Annotated in this window: 19 protein-coding genes; 6 read left to right on the top strand and 13 right to left on the bottom strand. The window is 72.9% G+C overall.

What is annotated here, in order from left to right; all coding sequences use genetic code 11:
- The 7 genes from AMYTH_RS49785 to AMYTH_RS0100025 all read right to left on the bottom strand — a co-directional run.
- The coding region (locus AMYTH_RS49785) for a hypothetical protein (RefSeq protein WP_209440720.1) at positions 1-212 on the bottom strand (212 nt) is incomplete at its 3' end.
- Positions 213-225: 13 nt separating this feature from the next.
- Positions 226-1371: a M20/M25/M40 family metallo-hydrolase gene (locus tag AMYTH_RS49790; RefSeq protein WP_037322062.1), complete on the bottom strand. Its 1146-nt coding sequence runs from the start codon at positions 1369-1371 to the stop codon at positions 226-228.
- Positions 1368-2354, bottom strand: coding sequence for a ketopantoate reductase family protein (locus AMYTH_RS49795; protein WP_037322064.1), 987 nt, complete (start codon positions 2352-2354; stop codon positions 1368-1370). Before AMYTH_RS49795 ends, AMYTH_RS49790 begins: the two co-directional genes overlap by 4 nt.
- Positions 2347-3105, bottom strand: coding sequence for an SDR family NAD(P)-dependent oxidoreductase (locus AMYTH_RS0100010; protein ID WP_027928559.1), 759 nt, complete (start codon positions 3103-3105; stop codon positions 2347-2349). Before AMYTH_RS0100010 ends, AMYTH_RS49795 begins: the two co-directional genes overlap by 8 nt.
- The gene (locus AMYTH_RS0100015; RefSeq protein ID WP_027928560.1) at positions 3105-4391 is read right to left on the bottom strand and encodes an MFS transporter; all 1287 of its coding nucleotides are present in this window, start codon (positions 4389-4391) and stop codon (positions 3105-3107) included. Before AMYTH_RS0100015 ends, AMYTH_RS0100010 begins: the two co-directional genes overlap by 1 nt.
- Positions 4388-5284, bottom strand: a complete 897-nt coding sequence (locus AMYTH_RS0100020) for a polysaccharide deacetylase family protein (RefSeq protein WP_027928561.1) — start codon at positions 5282-5284, stop codon at positions 4388-4390. The genes AMYTH_RS0100015 and AMYTH_RS0100020 overlap by 4 nt, the downstream gene beginning before the upstream one ends.
- Positions 5281-6288, bottom strand: coding sequence for an Lrp/AsnC family transcriptional regulator (locus AMYTH_RS0100025; RefSeq protein ID WP_027928562.1), 1008 nt, complete (start codon positions 6286-6288; stop codon positions 5281-5283). The genes AMYTH_RS0100020 and AMYTH_RS0100025 overlap by 4 nt, the downstream gene beginning before the upstream one ends.
- A 200-nt stretch (positions 6289-6488) precedes the next feature.
- On the opposite strand from AMYTH_RS0100025, the gene AMYTH_RS0100030 reads away from it, so the two are divergent.
- From AMYTH_RS0100030 to bdeA, 4 genes are all read left to right on the top strand, one after another.
- On the top strand, positions 6489-6869 hold the full coding sequence (locus AMYTH_RS0100030; RefSeq protein WP_027928563.1) for an STAS domain-containing protein: 381 nt from the start codon (positions 6489-6491) through the stop codon (positions 6867-6869).
- Positions 6870-6939: 70 nt separating this feature from the next.
- On the top strand, positions 6940-7779 hold the full coding sequence (locus AMYTH_RS0100035; RefSeq protein WP_027928564.1) for an SAM-dependent methyltransferase: 840 nt from the start codon (positions 6940-6942) through the stop codon (positions 7777-7779).
- Between the two features lie 329 nt (positions 7780-8108).
- Positions 8109-10595 (top strand): LuxR family transcriptional regulator, encoded by a 2487-nt coding sequence (locus tag AMYTH_RS0100040; RefSeq protein WP_027928565.1) that lies wholly within the window; start codon positions 8109-8111, stop codon positions 10593-10595.
- A gap of 83 nt (positions 10596-10678) precedes the next feature.
- Positions 10679-11548, top strand: a complete 870-nt coding sequence (gene bdeA / locus AMYTH_RS0100045) for a bis(hydroxyethyl) terephthalate hydrolase (RefSeq protein ID WP_027928566.1) — start codon at positions 10679-10681, stop codon at positions 11546-11548.
- Positions 11549-11568: 20 nt separating this feature from the next.
- Here bdeA and AMYTH_RS49405 read toward each other — a convergent pair whose 3' ends face one another.
- From AMYTH_RS49405 to AMYTH_RS0100060, 3 genes are read right to left on the bottom strand one after another with little or no spacing between them, the layout of a single operon-like run.
- Complete coding sequence (locus AMYTH_RS49405; protein WP_167344559.1) at positions 11569-11739, bottom strand: hypothetical protein; 171 nt, start codon at positions 11737-11739, stop codon at positions 11569-11571.
- A 28-nt stretch (positions 11740-11767) separates the two neighbouring features.
- A complete protein-coding gene (locus AMYTH_RS0100055) occupies positions 11768-12235 on the bottom strand; it encodes an MOSC domain-containing protein (protein ID WP_027928567.1) in 468 nt (155 codons plus the stop codon).
- A gap of 7 nt (positions 12236-12242) precedes the next feature.
- Positions 12243-12983: an IclR family transcriptional regulator gene (locus tag AMYTH_RS0100060; RefSeq protein ID WP_027928568.1), complete on the bottom strand. Its 741-nt coding sequence runs from the start codon at positions 12981-12983 to the stop codon at positions 12243-12245.
- Between the two features lie 106 nt (positions 12984-13089).
- Here AMYTH_RS0100060 and AMYTH_RS0100065 point away from each other — a divergent pair, with 106 nt between their 5' ends.
- Together AMYTH_RS0100065 and dhaL are read left to right on the top strand one after the other, a co-directional pair.
- Positions 13090-14088, top strand: coding sequence for a dihydroxyacetone kinase subunit DhaK (locus AMYTH_RS0100065; RefSeq protein WP_027928569.1), 999 nt, complete (start codon positions 13090-13092; stop codon positions 14086-14088).
- An 11-nt stretch (positions 14089-14099) separates the two neighbouring features.
- Entirely contained in the window at positions 14100-14696 is a 597-nt protein-coding gene (gene dhaL / locus AMYTH_RS0100070; RefSeq protein ID WP_084022801.1) for a dihydroxyacetone kinase subunit DhaL, read from the top strand.
- 302 nt (positions 14697-14998) lie between these two features.
- On the opposite strand, the gene AMYTH_RS0100075 is transcribed toward dhaL, so the two are convergent.
- Genes AMYTH_RS0100075 through AMYTH_RS0100085 form a run of 3 tightly spaced genes read right to left on the bottom strand, consistent with a single transcriptional unit; the run spans position 14999 to position 19158 of the window.
- On the bottom strand, positions 14999-15886 hold the full coding sequence (locus AMYTH_RS0100075; RefSeq protein ID WP_027928571.1) for an oxygenase MpaB family protein: 888 nt from the start codon (positions 15884-15886) through the stop codon (positions 14999-15001).
- A 37-nt stretch (positions 15887-15923) separates the two neighbouring features.
- Complete coding sequence (locus AMYTH_RS0100080) at positions 15924-17402, bottom strand: CoA transferase (protein WP_027928572.1); 1479 nt, start codon at positions 17400-17402, stop codon at positions 15924-15926.
- Positions 17389-19158, bottom strand: a complete 1770-nt coding sequence (locus AMYTH_RS0100085; protein WP_027928573.1) for an acyclic terpene utilization AtuA family protein — start codon at positions 19156-19158, stop codon at positions 17389-17391. The genes AMYTH_RS0100080 and AMYTH_RS0100085 overlap by 14 nt, the downstream gene beginning before the upstream one ends.
- Positions 19159-19181: the final 23 nt, after the last annotated feature.

Raw genomic sequence — 19181 nt, forward strand, 5'->3', positions numbered from 1 at the left:
CCCCTCAGCAGGGGAAGAAGTCGCCTCCCGGCCAGCGGGCCGCCCGCCGCCAGCGGCAGCGGCCCGTCGGAACCGGCCCGCCGCCCGCCGCCCGCCGCCCGCCGCCAGCGGCCAGCGGCCAGCGGCCCGTCGGCACCGGCCCGCCGCCAGCGGCCCGTCGGCACCGGCCCGCCGCCCGCCGCCCGCGGCCGGCCGCCCGCCGCCCGCGGCAAGGCGCGAACAGCCTCAGGCCAGTGAGGTGAGCACCGCGGCGGCGAGGGCGCTCCGTTCCACCATGCCGCTCACCGAGACGTGTTCGTGGCGTGCGTGGGCGCCGTCGCCGGTGGCGCCGAAACCGTCGAGCACCGGGACGCCCAGTGCGGCCACGAAGTTGCCGTCGCTGGCGCCGCCCACCGCGCATTCCCGCAGCGTCACCCCCATTTCCGCGGCCAGGTCCCGCGCCCGCGAGAACAACGCCGCGATCCCGGCCGACCGTTCCATCACCGGGCGGTTCCAGCCGCCCTCCACGGTCACCGTCGCGCGGGGGTCGGCCGCCGTCAGCCCGGCCAGCGCTTCCTCGATCCGCGCCGCCTCGGCCGCGCTCGACACGCGCACGTCCACCTCGCCCCAGGCGGAGCCCGCGATCACGTTCCCCCGCGAACCGCCGCCGACCACGCCGACGTTCACCGTCGTCCCGGCCGCCAGATCCGTCAGCCCGTGCAGCGCCAGCACCACCCGCGCGATCTCGTCCACCGCGCTCGCGCCCTTGCCCGGGTCGAGCCCCGCGTGCGCCTCCACCCCGGTCGCGGACACCCGATATATGCCGACCCCCTTCCGCGCGGTCTTCACAGCCCCGTCGGCCGCGGCCTCGAACACCAGCGCCGCCTGCACGCCGGCCGCCGACTTCTCGATCACCGGCCGCGACACCGGGCTGCCGATCTCCTCGTCGCCGTTGAGCACCAGCCGCACCGGCGGCCGCGGCAGCCCCGCCGCCTCCAGCGCCCGCAACGCCCACACCGCCTGCACCAGCCCGGCCTTCATGTCGAACACACCCGGCCCCGTCGCGATGTCACCGTCCACTGTGAACGGCCACCCGTCGAGTGTCCCTTGTGGCCACACCGTGTCGTAGTGGCACAGCAACAGAACCGGCGTGGCATCCGACCCCGCGTAGTCGTATACCCGGACGTCGCCGAACTCGCCGCCCTCGGTCACGCCCACCGACTCCGGCTCGCCGAGCCGCGCGCGCAGCCAGCCGTCCAGCCAGGACAGCCCGGCCTCCAGCAACAGCCGGTCGGTGCTCGGCGTCTCCAGCCCGGTGTACCGGCCCAGGTCGTCGACCATCTCCTCGCGGTGCGCCCGCACCCACTCGTGCAACGCCCGGACATCGGTCACAGCATCCGCTCCAGTTCGCTCAGGTGATCTTCCGACATCAGCCTGCGTCCGCTCTCGACGTCCCGCAAGAGGGCGAGCACCGCCGCCAGCAGCGGCACCCCACCGAGCGCCAGCACCGGCCGGTAGTGGTGGTGCACCTCGACCGGCCGCCGCCGCACCGCGATGTCCCGCCAGATGCCGCTGCGGTCCTTCGGCTGGGTCCGCAGCCACGCCACCAGCCGGTCCGTCGCCGCTTCCCGTTCCGCGGACGACGCGGACGGAAGGTACGCGCCCGGGTCGAACTGGTCGAACGGCTCCAGCACCCGGTCACCAGCGGCGGCCAGCACCTCCGCCGTGATCGCGTGCATCAGCGGGCGGTGCCGGTCGATCAGGTCCGCCATCGGCGCGTCGGCCAGCGCCGTCGTGGTCAGCATCGCCCCGAAACCCAGCTTCGACCACAGGAACCCCTCGACGTTCGCGGTCGCCTTCGCCGGGCCCCAGGCCTGCAGGTCGGCCACGATCCGCTCGACCCGCGGCGTGATCCGCCCGTCCGGCTCACCCACCACCAGCGCGCCCGCGCCGCCGTCCTGGACCACGCCGGGCTCGACCACGTCGGCGAACAGGTTCACGAACGCTCCCACCGTCCGCTCGGCGCCCACCGCCGCCGCGATCGCCTGCTCGTTCAGCCCGTTCTGCAACGACACCACGAAACCGTCCGGCGCCAGCCGCGGCGCGAGCCACGGCAGGACCTGCTCGGTCGCCTGCGCCTTCACCGCCAGCAGCACCCGGCCCACAACCGCAGGTGCCTCCTCGGGTGAACACGCCTCCACCGGCACGCTCGCGTCACCGCCGGGACCCCGCAGCACCAGCCCGCGGCGCCGGATCGCGGCGACGTGCGCGGCGTCGGTGTCGACGATCCGCACCGGGTGCCCGGCCCGCGCCAGGTGGAACGCCAGCGTGCCGCCGATCGCCCCGCCGCCGACGACCGTGTACGGCTCAGACATGCGAACTCCCCTCCTGGACGGCGGTCGCGCCGTCCCAGTGCAACGGCAGCCCGGGAGCGCCGGCGGTCGACCCGCCGTCCACGCGCAGCACCGCCCCAGTGATCCACGCGGCCTGCTCACCGGCCAGCCAGTGCACCGCCTCGGCGATGTCGGCCGGCCGGCCGCGCCGCCCGAGCGGGTTGACCGACACGGCGGCCGCGTACTCCTCGGTGACCGGGTTCGCCGCGCTGTCCACGGTCACGAACCCCGGGCTGACCGCGTTGACCCGGATGCCGTGCGGGCCCAGCTCGACCGCACACGCCTTGGTCAGCATCTCCAGCGCCGCCTTGGACGTCGCGTAGTGGGCCGCGCCTGGACGGGCTCGCGTGGCCGCGCCCGACGAGATGTTCACCACCACGCCGGAGCGTCCGGCCGCGACACACCTCCGTCCGAACGCGACGGTCGTGAGCATCGCGGCGCGCACGTTGACGTCCTGCACCCGGTCCCACGCCGCGGCCGTCATCTCCAGCAGCGGCGTCGCCGGGTAGATCCCGGCGGCGTTGACCAGCACATCGACGTCGGAGTCCACAAGCGACTCCGCGAACCGGGCGTCGGCCAGGTCGCCGACCCGGCACTCGGCGCCCAGTCCGGCAGCCACCACGGCCAGCCGGTCACCGTCCACATCGGCCAGAGTCAGCCGGTCACCCCGGAACCGGGCGGCGATCGCGGCGCCGATCCCGCTCGCGGCGCCGGTGACGAGCACGTGCCGCACTACAGCTCCTTACCCTTCGTCTCCGGCATCGTCGTGTAGACGGCCAGGCCGATCACCGCGGCGATCGCCACGTACAGCCACACCAGATGCCCGAACCCCTCGGCGTTCATCCAGGTCGTCACGTACGGCGCGGTGCCGCCGAACACGGCGACCGCCAGCGCGTAGGGCAACCCGATGCCGGTCGTGCGCACCTCGGGCGGGAACTGCTCGGCCATGATCACCGCGCAGTTGGCCGAGTACCCGACGATCAGCACCATGCCGACGATCTCGATGAGCAGCAACGTCCAGAAGTCCGCCGCCAGGAAGTGGAACGCCGGCCAGGAGAACAGCAGGAACCCGGCGGCGAACGCGGCCATCGTCGGCTTGCGGCCGATCCGGTCGGACAGCAGCCCGCCGAAAGGCAGCAGGATCAGGAACACCACGATCGCGAGCGTGTTCGCCAGCAGCGCCTGCCGCAACGGGATGCCGGTCGCCAGGTGCGCGTAGGTCGGCATGTAGGTGACCCACACGTAGTAGATGAGCGTGCCGGCGATCGTCACGCCGGCGACCCGCAGCGCGGCCTTCGGGTGGTCGCGGAACATCGCCACCAGCGGGTTGCCACGCGGCCGGTCCTTGATGCGAGTGAACGCCTCCGTCTCGTGCACCGAGCGGCGCAGCCACAGCCCGACCAGGCCGAGCAGCCCGGCGACGCCGAACGCCACCCGCCAGCCCCAGCTCTGCAGCTGCGCTTCGGACAGAGTCGAGTTCAGCACGGTTCCCATCAGGGACGCGATCAGCGCTCCCGCGCCGACCGAAACCTGCTGCCAGGACCCGGCGAACGCGCGCCGCCCGCGCGCCGCGGACTCGATGAGGAACGCCGAGGACGACCCGAACTCGCCACCGGCGGAGAAGCCCTGCACCAGCCGGGCCAGCAGCAGCACGATCGGCGCGAGCACCCCGATCTTCGAGTAGGTCGGGCACGCCGCGATCACCAGCGACGCGCCTGCCATCAGCGAGATGGTCAGCGTCAGGCCCTTCTTGCGGCCGTGCCGGTCGGCGTAGGCGCCGAGCACCGCGCCGCCGATGGGCCGCATCACGAACCCGACCGCGAACACGGCCAAAGTGGACAGCAGCGCGGTGGTTTCGTTTCCCGGCGTGAAGAACTGCTTGGCGAACACCGGGGCGAAGGTCGCGTACACGGCCCAGTCGACCCATTCGACGGTGTTGCCGACCGCGCCGGCGACGATCGCCTTGCGCTGGGCCGGCGAGAGCCGGTGCTCCTGGACGGTCGCGGCGTGGGTGGTCACGGTGCCTCCTGCTCGGCGAGGACGTGGGCGACGACCTGGGCGTGGGTGGCGAACCAGACGTCGTGGCCGCTGATGTGCTCCAGCAGCTCGGTCAGCACGGCCATCCGCGAGCGGTGGCCGATGATGTGCGGGTGCAGGGTCAGCTGGAACAGTCCGCCCTCGGCGTGTGCGGCGTCGAACTCGTCGCGCCAGATGGGCAGCACGCCGCGCGGCGGCGTGTACGGGCGCAGCGACGCGAAGCGCTCCATCATGAAGTACGGCGCGTCGTCGCGGATCCACTCCACCGGCAGCTCGACGACCCCGGTCTGTTCGCCGTCGGCCAGCAGCTCGTAGCAGTCGTCGTCGGCCATCAGCGACGAGTCGTAGGCCAGCCCCAGCTCACGGGTGATGGCGAGCGTGGCCGCCGAGAAGTCCCAGGACGGCGTGCGGATGCCGACCGGACGGGTGCCGGCCAGCCGCTCCAGCGTGTCCGCGGCGCGGAAGGCGAGGTCACGCTCGGCCTCCGGCGGCAGCGACGTGTTGCGCTCGTGGATCCAGCCGTGCAGTGCGACCTCGTGCCCGCCGTCCACATAGGACTTCACTTCGCCGTCGTGCAGCAGGGCCGACACCGCGGGCATGAAGAACGTCGCGGGCGCGGAGAACCGCTCCAGCAACCGCAGGATCCGCGGCACGCCGACGCGCGCGCCGTACTCGCCCTGCGCGAGCTTGCCGGGCAGCACCTCGCCGTCGCGCAGGGCGGGTGTCTCGTGGTCGGAGTCGAACGACAGCGCGACCGCCACACGCGCGCCGCCGGGCCACGACGACGGCCGCAGGGGCCGTCCGGCCCGCACCCGTCCGACGTGCCCGCGCCAGGTGGGCTCGTCCCACTGCCAGGGGTGGAGCTGGTCGTTCACGCGTCCTCCAGGATGGTCCGGGGAGTGGGGGTCCAGGCGCGCTTGAGGGTCGACACCTGGAGCGTGACGTCGGCGGCCTGCAGCCCGGGCAACGCGCCCACGACGTCGGTGGTGTGCCGGTACAGCTCGCCGTAGTGCCGCAGCACGACCTGGCCGACCAGGTTGAACCGGCCGGTCGTGGCGGACAGGTACCGCGTGCCGGGGTGGGCGGCCAGCTGCTGCCCGGCGGCGTCGAGGTGGCCGGGCAGCACCGACAGCCACAGCATGAACTCGACGGTGAAGCCGAGGATGCCCGGCTCGGCGAGGGTGCGGAAGCGCAGGCAGCCTCGTTTGACCAGCGAGTCCACCCGCCGCGCCGCGGTCGATTCGCTGCTGCCGACCTGGCGGGACAGCTCCTTGAACGACATCCGCCCGTCCTCGCCGAGCGCCGCGATGATCGCCAGGTCCAGCTCGTCGAGCTTCTCCGGCGGCCGCTCCCACAGCTGTTCCTCGAACGGCCGCACGTCCTCGCCACGCAGGCCCGCGACGGCGTCCGGACCGAGGACGCCGGAGTCCCAGTCGTGGTTGGACGTGAAGGTCCGCATCACGGCGAGCGTCTCGGTCTCCAGGACGTCGCCGCCGCCGGGCAGGCCGTCCAGCTGGAGCCGTGCCACGTCGGAGTGCGTGGGCAGCACCAGCTCGGCGGTGCAGTCGGCGCTGCCGGTGAGGACGCTGGCGTAGCGGGTCTCGGGGCGCGCCGCGATCGCCTCGGCGACCGCGCCCGCGGTGCCGGGACGGCAGCGGAACCGGACCAGGACCGGCACGCCGAGCCCGCAGCGCAGCACGTCCACGACGCCGATGACGCGCAGCTGCCCGCTCTCGGTGAGCTGCGCGGCGCGGCGCAGGACGGTCGACTCGCTGGTGCCCGCGTACTTGGCCACGGCGCCCCACGACGCCCGGCCGTTGAGCTGCAACGCGGCGACGATCCGGCGGTCCAGCTCGCCAACCTTGACGTCATTCTGCATACCGGCGATCGTCGGTGCAGTAAACCGTCATGTCAAGAGAAAATATGGCGGAAATCTGCGGGCAACGCGGCTGTCGACAGCGCTGCGACGAGGCCAACGGGGACGAAGTGCCAGGTCGGGGCTGTTGAATCGGTGGACACCCCGCACCTCCCGTGATAGGACAACCGCACCGGGCCTCGTCTGCAGGGGAGGGCAGCGGCATGTCACGAAGCACCTCCGCCGACGGTCTGCTCACCACCCGACGGGAGGTCCGTGGTTCCGCTGTCGTGGTGCACGTCGCCGGCGAGGTGGACTTCAGCTCGCTCGGGCACCTCCAGGAGGAGCTCAGTACCGCGGTGACCGTCGCGACCCCGCCCGCACCCGTCGTGCTCGACCTGCGGGACGTCGAGTTCTTCGGGTGGTGCGGGCTGACGCTGCTGATCAACTCCGACGACCGGTGCACCCGCAACCACACGCCCCTGCGAGTGGTCGCGGCGAGCGGGACCGTGCTGCAGCCGCTGATGCTCGCCGGACTGGACCAGGTGCTGCCGGTGTACTCGAACCTGACCGACGCGCTGGCCCAGTCCACGCCGGTCGCGTGAGGGCGGTTCCACGGGGCGAACGCGGAGCACTACTGTGTGTTCACCCACCAGCTCGCGAGAAGGTGTTGTGATGGCTTCTTCGCCCAGCCAGGTGCCGGTCGGCGTCGACCCGAGCCGGCCGAGCATCGCCCGCATCTACGACGGATTCCTCGGCGGCAAGGACCACTACGAGGTCGACCGCATGGTGATGCGGAAGATCAACGAAGCGGTCCCGGAGGCGGTGGACATCGCCCGCGGCAACCGCGGTTTCCTCAACCGCGCCTGCCGCTTCCTGGCCGGCCAGACCACCGTGGCCCAGTACCTCGACTGCGGTTCCGGCCTGCCGACCGCCGAGAACACGCACCAGATCGTGCAGCGCGCCAACCCCGAGGCGATGGTCGTCTACGTCGACAACGACCCGGTGGTCCTCGCACACGGCCGCGCGCTGCTCGAGGAGAACGACTTCGTGCACATGACCGAGGCGGACATCTTCGAGCCGTCCGAGGTGCTCGGCAACGAGGTCGTGCGGCGCCACCTCGACTTCAGCGAGCCGCTGGTGCTGCTGCACGTCGGCACGTTGCACCACTACGAGGGCGACGGCGCCGCCGACATCATGCGCGCGTACATCGACGCGCTGCCCTCCGGCTCCTATGTGGTGTTCTCGCACTTCTTCGACCCGGAGGTGCCGGAGCTGACCGAGGTGGCGAAGCGGATCGAGAACATCCTCGTCAACGGCCCGATGGGCGCCGGGCGGTTCCGCACCCACGCCGAGATCATGACGATGCTCGACGGCCTGGAGCTGATCAAGCCGAACGCGCTGTCCGAGCCCGGGCTCGCCGTCTGCGACGAGTGGTGGCCGGACGGCCCGCGGCTGGCGCCACTGAGCCTCGCGGCGCGGTGCATCGTCGGGGCGGTGGGGCGCAAGCCGTAGCGGCCCGCCGGACCGGTCCGCGGGTGACCGGCCTAGGGGGTTGCTGTCCCGTGCGGGTGGCCGGGCGGGCTGGCGGGGAAGTGCTGGCCCGGGTGGCCGGATGGCACGCGCGCCGTGCGTCTGGCGGCGCTCACGTCAGCGACGGGTGGTGTCGGACCGGCCTGGGAGAACTGTGGTGGCCGGACGGCCCGCGGCTTGGCTCCCTGAGCCTCGCGGCGCCGAAAAATTTGTCATCCGCGTGCGTGTTCCTGGCTCAAAAAGCGGCGAGCGCGTGAGTTCCCCACGACGGTCCCTTACGGACGGCCGGGGACGCGGGGCACCATGACGGCATGGGCGCCGTTGACCAGGTGGTTCTGCGTGGTCGCGATCGTGAGCTGACGGTGCTCCGCCGCGCGCTCGGGGAGGCCAGGGACGGCCGCGGCGGCGGTCTCGTCGTGCTCGGTGAGCCGGGCTCGGGCCGGACCGCTCTGCTCGCGGCGGCCCGCGCCGAGGCCGCCGGGTTCGGCGTCCGCGAGGCCAGGGGCGTGGCCGCCGAACGCCACCTCGCGCACTGCGGCCTGCTCCAGCTCCTGCCGGAGCTGACCGACCTCCCCGCGGAACCGCTCGCGCTCGGCCGTGCCGTGCACGCGGCCCTGACCGCCGCCGCGCCGCTGTTGTGCCTGGTCGACGACGCCGACCTGCTCGACCCCGAATCACGCGACGCGCTGGCGTTCGCGGCCCGCCGGCTGTCCGGCGCGAGCGTGCTCGTGGTGTTCACGGCCGGGACGCCCCTCGACGGAGTTCCCGCGGTGTGGCTGGAACCGCTCGGCGCGGAGGACAGCGCGCAGGTGCTCGCCGACCACGGCGTCCCGGAACCGGTCCCGGACCTGCTCGACCTGGCCTCCGGCAACCCGCTCGCCCTCACCGAGCTGGCCGCCGAGGGACGGATCCCGCCGCACAGCCGCCTGCGCCGCGCGGTCCGCGAGCGGCTCGCCGCCCTTGATCGGGGCGCCCGCGAGATCGCCCTGATGGCGGCGCTCGACGACCGGCTGGACGTGGACACCCTGGTGCGCGCCACGGAACGGTCCGGTGTGGACCTCCGCGCGCTGGAGGAGGCCCGGGCGGCCGGGTTCGTCCGGCTGGACGGCGACCACGTCCTCACCGCAGGCCCGCTGCTGCAGGCGCTGATCCGCGAGGAGGCGCCGCTGGCCGACCGGCGCGCCACCCACACACTCCTGCTGTCCGTGCTGGACCCGGACCGGCACCGGCTGCGCTGCACCTGGCACCGGGCCGCGCTCGCCGGCGGCGCCGACCCGCGGCTGGCGGGCGAGCTGCTGGAGTCGGCGTCGGAGTTCTGGCTGGCCGGGCGGCCCCGGCGGGCGCGGGCGCTGCTGCGCCAGGCCCGCCCGCTGGCGCGGGGCACGTCCGTGCGCGGCGTCGCCGACCTGCTGCAGGGCAGCCTCGAAATGCGCGAGGGCATGCCCGCGGTCGCCAGTCAGACACTGCTCGTCGCGGCGAACCAGCTCGCCGGCTCCCAGCGCGACCACGCGCTCACCGCGCTGATGCTGGCCGGCGAGGCGAGCTGCCTGGCCGGCGACTACGTGCGCTACTACGCGATCGCCGACCGCGCGCAGCAGCTGCGCCGCCCCGACGACTCGCCACGCACCCGGCTGATCCTGGACCACTTCGCCGGCATGAGCGACGCCTTCCGCGGGCGGCACGACCGTGCGGCCGCGCCCCTGCGCCGGGTCGTCGGGCTCGGCGGGGTGCTGGACGAGCCGGTGGCGAAGATCTGGGCGAGCCAGGCCGCCTACACGCTCGGCGACGCGGCCCGCGCGCACGAACTGGCCGTCGGCGCGGTGACCTCGGCGGGCAGCCGCGGCACCACCGCGGTCGTGCCGTGGGCGCTGGTGTACGTGGCGGTGTCGGAGCTGCTGCTCGACCGGCACTCGGCGGCGCTGTCCAGCGCGCTGGAGGGGCTGCGGATGGCTCGCGCGATCGGCCAGCCGAACTCGGCGGTCGACCACCTGACGATCCTCGCGCTGGAGGCGTCGCTGCGCGGCGACCGGGAGACCGCGCAGGCCCGGCTGGACGCGGCCGGGCACGAGGTCGCCACCCGCGGGCTGGGACGGCCCGGCGCGCTGAGCACGTGGGCCTCGGCCTGCGTCGACCTCGCCGAGGACCGGCCGGAGGACGCGCTGGACCGGTTCCGCCTGATGGCGGCCGGCACCGGCCGGGTGCACCCGGGGATCCGGGCGATGGCGACGCCGCACTTCGTCGAGGCCGCGGCGCGCTGCGGGCAGACCGTGAAGGCCGCCAAAGCGCTGGCCCCCTACGAGGACTGGGCGCGCAGCACCGGCAGCGACGTCCGGATGGCCCTGTCGCACCGCTGCCGCGCGCTGCTCGGCGACCCGGACGCCGACGAGCACTTCGAGACCGCGATCGAGCTGCACCGCGCCAGCCAGACCGCGCTGGAACTGGCCAAGACCGAGTTGTTCTACGCGCACCGGCTGCGCCGCAACCGCAAGGCGCGGGCCGCGCGGGAGCTGCTGCGGGACGCGCTGAAGATCTTCCAGCGCTACGACGCGCCGCGCTGGGCCGAGCGCACGACGGCCGAGCTGCGGGCGGCGGGGGAGTCGGTGCCCGGCTGCGCCCGGCCCGCCGACCTGACGCCGCAGCAACTGCAGATCGCCCGGCTGGTCGCGGAGGGCGCGACGAACCGGGAGATCGCGGCGCAGCTGATCATCAGCCACCGCACGGTCGACCACCACCTGCGCAACATCTTCGCGCGGCTCGGCATCCGGTCCCGCGTGGAGCTGGCCGCCCGCTTCCGCTGACTGGTGATTTCACCGATGCGCGTGGTTGGCGGCCTTTGTCAGAGTTCCCTGGTTCCCCTCTCACGGAAAGGGAGTTCGAACGCATGCGACGTTCACCAAGAAACCTGGCCCGGCTGGTCACGGCGCTGGCCCTGGTCGCGGGCGCCGCCACCGCGACCGCCTCCGCCCAGGCCGCCGACAACCCGTACGAGCGCGGGCCCGACCCCACCGAGTCGAGCATCGAGGCCAGCCGCGGCCCGTTCGCGGTCTCGCAGACCACGGTTTCGTCGCTGGTGGTCAGCGGCTTCGGCGGGGGCACCATCTACTACCCGACCGACACGAGCCAAGGCACCTTCGGCGCGGTCGCGATCTCGCCGGGCTACACGGCGGACCAGACCAGCATCGCCTGGATCGGGCCGCGCCTGGCCTCGCAGGGGTTCGTCGTGTTCACCATCGACACGATCACCCGCTACGACCAGCCGGCCAGCCGGGGTGACCAGCTGCTCGCCGCGCTGGACTACCTGACTCAGCGGAGCTCGGTGGCCAGCCGCATCGACAGCAGCCGCCTCGGCGTCGCGGGCCACTCGATGGGCGGCGGCGGCACGCTGGAGGCGGCCGACGAACGGCCCAGCCTGCAGGCGGCCGTCCCGCTCGCGCCGTGGAACCTGCGGAAGAACTTCTCCAGTGTGCAGGTGCCGACGTTCATCATCGGCGGCGAGGCCGACACGGTCGCGCCGGTCGCCACGCACTCCGAACCGTTCTACACGTCGCTGCCCAGCTCGCTGGACAAGGCGTACATGGAGCTGAACAACGCGTCGCACTTCTTCCCGAACACGTCCAACACCACGATGGCGAAGTACATGATTTCGTGGTTCAAGCGGTTCATCGACAACGACACGCGGTACGACCAGTTCCTCTGCCCGAACCCGAGCGGCCTGGCGATCGAGGAGTACCGGTCGACCTGCCCGTACTGATCCGTCTAGTGAGCGGCGGATCAGGAGTCTTCGCGCTCCTGGTCCGCCGTTTCGCCGCGGTGCTCGTCCTCCTCGTTGCCGCCGCGGGGGCCGAACCCGGGGGCCGGCTCGGGCGCGCCGGGACCGGGATCCGCGGCGGCGATGCGCTCTTCGCCCAGGTACGGGTCGGGTTCGAACGGTGAGGTCGTCATGCCGGCCGGATACCCGGCGGGGCCGCGATCATGCGGGCACCATGCGGTCGCCGGGCCGGATCGTGCCGCCGGTGACGATGCGGCAGTTGAGCCCCGACCGGTTGGCCAGCGGCGCGAACACCGGCTTCCCGAGCAGGTTTTCCAGGTAGCGGCACGGCACGTTGAGCCGTCCGCCGAACAGCACGGCGCCGCCCACGCGGAAGTGCTTGCCCACCAAGTGGTTCAGCGGCACGTCGCGGGTGAGCAGGTTGCGGCGGGTCTCCCCGGGTTCGAGGGTGAGGTCGTGGTCCCGGGCGAGGGCGACCAGCGTCTCCTCCTCGATCAGAGTGACCTGCCGGTCCTCGTGCGGGCGCGTGGAGTAGAGGCCGCGGCCGGTGGCGTACCGGTCGCCCTCGATGCCGTGGCCCGCGACGAGGACCGCCTCGTCCAGTTCCACCATCGCGGCCCCGGCGGTCTCGGCGGTGAAGATCCGCAGCAGCTCGCCCGTCCAGGTCATGGCGCTGTCACCCCGCCGGCGGCCAGGACGGCGCGCCCAGTTCGCGGGAGATCGCGCGAGCCGCCTCGCGGACCGCGCCGGGTACCGCGGGTCCGGCCGGCCAGTCGGTCATCGGCACCACCACGCCGATCGCCCCGGCGATGTCCTGCCCGGCGTCGAAGATCGGCGCGGCCACGCAGCATTCGCCGATCACCGCCTCCTCCACCTCGGTCGCCAGCGCCTCGCCGCGCACCTGCTCCAGGTGTGCGGCCAGGTCCGCCGGGTCGGTGATGGTGTCCCTGGTCATGCTGCGCAGCGGCTCCGGCGCCAGGCCGGGCGACCACGCCAGCATCGCCTTGCCGAGCGCGCTGGCGTGCGCCGGGATCACGATCCCGACCTCCGGCATCTGGCGGGAGCCGTCCGGGCGCGGCTCGTGGTGCACGATCATCACCTCGCCCGGCAGCAGCACCCCGGTCCGCACCGCGCACCCGGTCGTGCGCGCCAGCTCGGCCGCCCAGGTGAGCGCGCGGGACCGCAGTTCGAGGGTGTCGAGGTAGACGTTGCCCAGCTTGAGCACGGCGGGCCCGAGCCGGTAACGGGCGGAGTCGCGGTCCTGCAGCACCAGGCCGTGGGCCTGCAGGGTCTTGATGATGCCGTGCACTGTGGACGGCGCCAGCCCCAGCCGGGCCGCGATCTCGGACAGGCTCAGCCGCCGTTCCGCCTGCAGCACGCCGAGCACGCGGACCGCCCGGTCGACGGACTGGATCATCGGCGCACCCTCCTGCCAGCCGCACTTTACAACAGTCCCGCGCCGTTCTATGTTCGGAAGACATTCGATAATGTCGAATGACAGTCGACGATGACGGAGGGGTGGCATGGCGGCACGCCAGCTCGTGAACGATCCGGACGACTTCGTGCGGGAGGCCCTGGAGGGGCTCCAGCGTGCGCATCCGGACCTCGTCCGCTACCACGAGGACCCGGCGTACGTGGTCCGCGCGCGGCAGGCGGACAAGGTCGCGCTGGTCTCCGGCGGTGGCTCCGGGCACGAGCCGCTGCACACCGGTTTCGTCGGCAGCGGCATGCTGGACGCCGCCGTGCCGGGCGCGGTGTTCGCCAGCCCGACCGCGTTCCAGATCCGCGCCGCCATCGCCGCCGCCGACCGGGGCCGCGGGGTGCTGCTGATCGTCAAGAACTACACCGGTGACGTGCTGAACTTCCGCATCGCCGCCGAGCTGGCCGCGGACGACGGCATCGAGACGCGCACCGTCCTGGTCGACGACGATCTCGCCACCGACGGCCAGGAGGACGGCGCGCCGGGCCGTCGTGGAACCGCAGCGGTCGTCGCGGTGGAGAAGATCTGCGGCGCGGCGGCGGAGAACGGCGCGTCGCTGGACGAGCTGGCCGCGCTGGGGGAGCGGATCGTGTCGTCGGCGCGCACGCTGGCGCTGGCGCTGGAGGCGTGCACGCAGCCGGGGCAGGACCGGCCGTCGTTCGACCTGCCCGACGGCGAGATCGAGTTCGGGGTCGGCATCCACGGCGAGCACGGCGTCGGGCGGCGCCCCTATGCGCCGGTACGGGAGCTGGTGGGCGATCTGACGAAGCCGCTGGTGGCCGCGCTCGGCCTGGACCGGGGTGACGAGGTGATCGCGATCGTCAACGGCCTCGGCGCGACGCACGGTCTGGAGTTGTCGGTGGTGCACCGCGAGCTGGGCGAGTTCCTGGACGGGCTGGGGGTGCGCATCGGGCGCGCGCTGGTGGGCTCGTACGTGACCGCGCTGGACATGCGGGGCTGCTCGATCACGCTGCTGCGCGCCGACGACGAACTGCTGGCCCTGTGGGACGCGCCGGTCCGCACGCCGGCCCTGACCTGGTGAAGGAGACCATTGTGGACACTCGTGCCTGGATCGAGCGGTTCGCCGCCGTCATCGACGACCGCGGCGCCGAGCTGACGGAGCTGGACCGGCGCGCCGGTGACGGCGACTACGGCACCAACCTCCGGTCCGCGCTGGCGAAGGTGCGGGCGAACCTGGCCGCGGACGACCCGCGCACCGCGGGGGAGGTGTTCACCGCGGTGTCGAACGCGTTCCTGCACACGGGCGGCACCAGCGGTCCGTTGTTCGGCATGTGGTTCCGCGAGTTCGCCAAGGGCCTTGGGGACGAAGTGTCCGCGGGGAGCCTGGCGCGCGCCGCGGGCGAAGCGGAAGCGACGGTGCGTCGACTCGGTGGCGCGGAGGTGGGCCACAAGACGATGGTCGACGCGATGGTGCCGGCGGCGGAAGCACTGGCTGCCGCGGCCGAGCGGGGCGCCGACGTGGAAACCGCGCTGAAGGAGGCCGCCGCCGCGGCCGACGCCGGAGCCCGCTCGACGGAGGCCTTGCTGGCGAAGCGCGGACGGGCAAGCTACGTCGGCGAACACGCGCGGGGCGTCACGGACCCGGGCGCGCTGACGGTCGCATGGTTCTTCGAGGCGGCCACGAAGTAGACCCGGGACGGCGCGACCACAGGGGTGCGGCCGCGCCGTCCCGCAACCACCCGAGCGACGTGCCGAGCCAGGAAACCGCCACCCGGCAACGAAAGCCCGAATCCCCCGAGCCACCCCTCTCCCGTAACCCGATCCCCAGCCCAATCGGTTGCCGAGCCACCGGGTCAAGCCACGCTTTCCCGGCTTGACGCGGTGTCCCGGCAACCGAACACTGCAAGATCGGGTTCGGGAGGGCACTTCTCATCCGGGCGTAGCGAAGCGCAGCCCGGCGCAGTAGAAACCCGCGTAGGGGCTCCCCGGAGCTATCGAGATCGGCGCCGCAGCAGGGCTGGGTCGATGCCGGCCGGCGGCTCCGGCGCGCCGAGGTCCGAGGGCGAGTACCCCTTCGGGTAGCCGGGGTAGCTGCGCACCTTCGAGTTCAGCAGCTTCGACTTCCGTCGTGGCGGGAGCAGCCGCACCACCGCCGATCGCGCGTGCAGGCCGGCGCGCGCCGCGCGGCCCACCCACGCCGGGCTCGGCCGGAACCCGAACGCCGCCAGCATCCGGTCGTCGAGCAGGCTCTTGGCGCCCATGGCGACCGCGGGCCGCAGCGGTTTCGGGTACCACGCGCAGAACAGGTCCAATGTGTACCGGCCGATCCGGTTGTTGTCCGCCGAGTACACGAAGTTCGCCTCTTCGTAGGCATCCTTGAACTTGCGAAAGGAATCGAAGTCGCCGGGGATGTCCTTGATCCCCATGCGCTTGCCGACCTCTCGGAAGTAGAAGTACGCGGCCTGCCGCTCGTTCTCGTGCAGCGGCCGCCAGCCGAACTGGTCGATCCAGTCGATCGGGTCGTGGACGAACGTCGACAGCACGTACAGCATGTCCTCGTTGCTGATGCGGTACCGGCCGTGCATCCGGTTGACCGTGCTGAGCGCCTCCCGCCCGCGCGGCGAGTCGTACCCGTTCTCGGCCAGCTCCGCCATCAGCAGAGCCGTGTCGTCGTAGCGTTTCTGCGGCCGCTTCTCGAATTCGCCCGTCGCGGCGAGCAGCCGCGATATGCTCGGCACGCAATACGTGCGGAACAGGGCGAACTCCAGCGCCCGCTGGTAGTCCCAGGGAAACTCGAAGCCGATGGAGATGCGGTAGATCTCCTGGTGGTCCCGCTCGGGGTCGCACCGCTCGATCCGGCGCAGCCAGTATCCGGTCATCGCCGGCCTCCTCCTCGTTCGATGTCGACCAGTGGTGCTACCCCAGCCACTCCGCGCGTGACGAACCCCGCGGCACCAGCACCGTCCGGTAGTGGCCTGGCGTCGCCGACATGTGGACCTGCTCGGTGACGCCCTGGTAGTGCCCGAGCGGCGTCTCGGCGGTGAACGTCTCCGGGTCCAGGTACGCGTGCTCCTCGCCGCGGCCCGCGGTCTCCGTCGCATACGCCTTGTCGAACACGCCCAGGCTCAGGATCCACAGCGCGGCCCGCGTCAGGGACACATGCACCCGGTAGCTGCCGCCGTCCCGGGCGCGCCGCGTCAGCGCCACCACGATCCCCGCCGTCAGCAGCCACGACACGATGTAGTCGTTGACCACCAGGATCGGCGGCAGCGCCGGCCGCACCCCGTCGCCCTCCAGGTGCATCATCCCGACCAGGCTGCCCGCGCTCTGGTCGAAGCCCACGCGGTCCGCCCACGGTCCTTGCTCCCCGTTCAGCGACGCGGTCGCGTGGATGATGCCGGGCCGCAGCGCCGCGGCCTCCTCCGCCGAGAACCCGATCTTCGCCAGGTACCCCGGCCGCCGGTTGGCGTAGAAGACATCCGCCTCCCGCAGCAGCGACCGCAACAGCCCGGCGCCCTCGGACTCGTACGGGCTGACCGTCGCCGACCGCACCCCCACGTTCGCCGTGATGTAAGTGACGTCGTGCTCCAGTTCGTCGGGCCGCCACACGTTCAGCACGTCCGCGCCGTGCAGCGCGAGCGCCCGGCCCACCCCGGCGCCCGCGATGACGTGCCCCATCCCGAGCGCCCGCACCCCGGCCAGCGGATCCTCCACCGGGCCGAGCGGTTCCGGCGCGCTGTCGCCGATCTTCGTGATCTCCACCAGCGGCAGGTCCGCCAGCACCTCGCGGTAGTGCGGCTCGGCCATCAGTTCCGCGGGCGTGCGCAGCATCGGCAGCACCGCGCCCGCCGTGACCGCCGCGTTCTCCAGGTCCCGGCCCCGCCACTTCGCGATCGCCGCGGCGACCGCCTCCGTGTCGTCGGGCACGCCGAGCAGTTTCTGCGCCGCCAGCTTGATCTTCGGGTAGGGGTTGAGCGGCATCACCCACTTCTCGTCCGCGGTGCGGTAGAAGCGGAAACCCAATGCCTGCGACGGGTTCGCCGGGGTGCTCGCCGGATAACCGTTGAGCAGCTCCCACTTCCGGTCGTAGAACGGGCACAGCCGGTGCGGCGCCACCCGCAGGTCGACCGCGATGTCCTGCCCGTCACCGCCACGCAGCCGCCACAGCTTCGCGATCGCGGCGGACTTCGCGGCCAGCGCGATCGCCGCCGACCCGCCCAGCCGCAACGTGCTCGGCACCACCGGGTCCGTCCCGCGGAACGTGATCGCGCCGCCGGTGTCGGCCGGGCTCATCCCGATGCCGGCCAGCACCTCGGTCAGCTCGGTGTGCGGGTCGAACTCGTCGCTCGTGGCCGGCTCGGCCACGGCGGCGGTGATGCGGTCAGTGAGCGACATCGTCGAGCAGCTCCTCGGGGATCGGGACGTGCTTGGCGCGCAGGTACTCGCCGACGGCCTTGCCGACCTGGTCGGCACGCAGGTTCGCGGACCCGCCGGTGCCGAGCAGGCCACGCAGGACGAAGTGGACGGCCCGCAGGTGCGGGAACTCGTGCCGGACGATGTCCAGTTCCGCCGCCTCGGGCAGCAGCTTCCGCAGCTCCGCCGTGGACAGCGCCTGCCGCAGCCACGGCCAGGTGCGCTCGTCCGGCACCCACACCCCGACGTTGCTGTTGCCGCCCTTGTCGCCGCTGCGGGCGTAGGCGACCGCGCCCAGCGGCGCCTTCCGGACCCGGTCCGGCAGCGGCCGCTCGGCGGGTTCGGGGTGCACCGGCTGCGGCTGGACCGGCGCCGAGGGCGGCGGGGCGATCGGCAGCGTGCGGCCGTCGTCGAGGACGACGCGGTGCGCCACCTCCGACATCGGCAGCAGCGCGGGCCAGTAGTCGATGCGGGGCCTGCTGCGGCCGGTCAGCCCGGCGCCGCCGTCGTGGTAGAAGCCCGGGATGCTCTGCAGGTACAGCGATCCCAGCCGCGCGGGCAGGTTCAGCTTGGCCAGCGGTTCCGGGGCCGCGGCGACGGCCATCACCCGCAACGCGACCGTCGCGTCCCACTGCGTCTCGGGGTCGGTGGCCGCGGTGCCCAGGCGCGTGATGTCCAGCTCGACACCCTCGGGCAGGTCCCGCGTGATCTGGGCGTGCAGCAGGGCGACCTTCGCGTCCACGTCCGGCGCGGTGACGTAGACCGTGTTGACGAGCGTGTGGCCGATCGCGGCGAACACCGCGACCTTCGTCGTCGGCGGGGGCGGGGAGCCGGTGGCGCCGGTGACCGCGACCCGGTCCGGCCCCGCCGCGGTCAGCCGCACGGTGTCCAGGTGCACCGTGACGTCCGGGTTGAGGTAGCGCGGGCCCTGGATCTCGTAGACCAGTTGCGCCGTCACGGTGTCGACGGTGACCGCGCCGCCGTGCCCGGCGTGCTTGGTGATCACGCTGCTGCCGTCCGCGGCGACCTCGGCGATCGGGAAACCCGGCACCAGCATGTCCGGGATGCGGGTGAAGCCGGAGAAGTTGCCGCCCACGGCCTGCGAACCGCACTCGATGACGTGGCCCGCGGTGACCGCGCCGGCGAGCGCGTCCCAGTCGTCGATCGCCCAGCCGTGCCACCACGCGGCGGGTCCGGTGACCAGGGACGCGTCCGCGACCCGTCCGCACACCACGATGTCCGCGCCCTCGGCGAGCGCGGCCGCGATGCCCCAGCCGCCCAGGTAGGCGTTCGCGGCCAGCGGCTCGTGCCCCCAGGACGCCAGCGGCTCGCCGGTGTCCAGGTTCTCCAGCCGGTGCCCGGCGTCGGCGTACTCGCCCAGCCGCGACAACACGTTGTCGCCCTCCACGTGCGCGATCCGCAACGCCACACCCTCGTCGGCGGCGACCTTGCGCAGCTTCTCCGCGAGCGCGGCTGGGTGGAAACCGCCCGCGTTGGTCACGACCTTCACGCCGCGCCGCGCGATCGCCGCCAGGTGCGGGCGGATCTGGTCGACGAAGTACTCGACGTACCCGCGTTCGGGGTCCCGCCGGTAGCCGGTCGCGAGGGCGGCCAGGGTGACCTCGGCGAGGTAGTCGCCGATCAGGACGTCGACCGGGTCACCGCTCATCGCCTCGTCGATCGCCGTGTAGCGGTCCCCGAGATAGCCCGAGAAGTTCGCGATCCGGACAGCGGTCATCGGCGGCACCTCCTGTGGTCCGG

It is taken from the genome of Amycolatopsis thermoflava N1165, assembly GCF_000473265.1.
Taxonomy (GTDB): domain Bacteria; phylum Actinomycetota; class Actinomycetes; order Mycobacteriales; family Pseudonocardiaceae; genus Amycolatopsis_E; species Amycolatopsis_E thermoflava.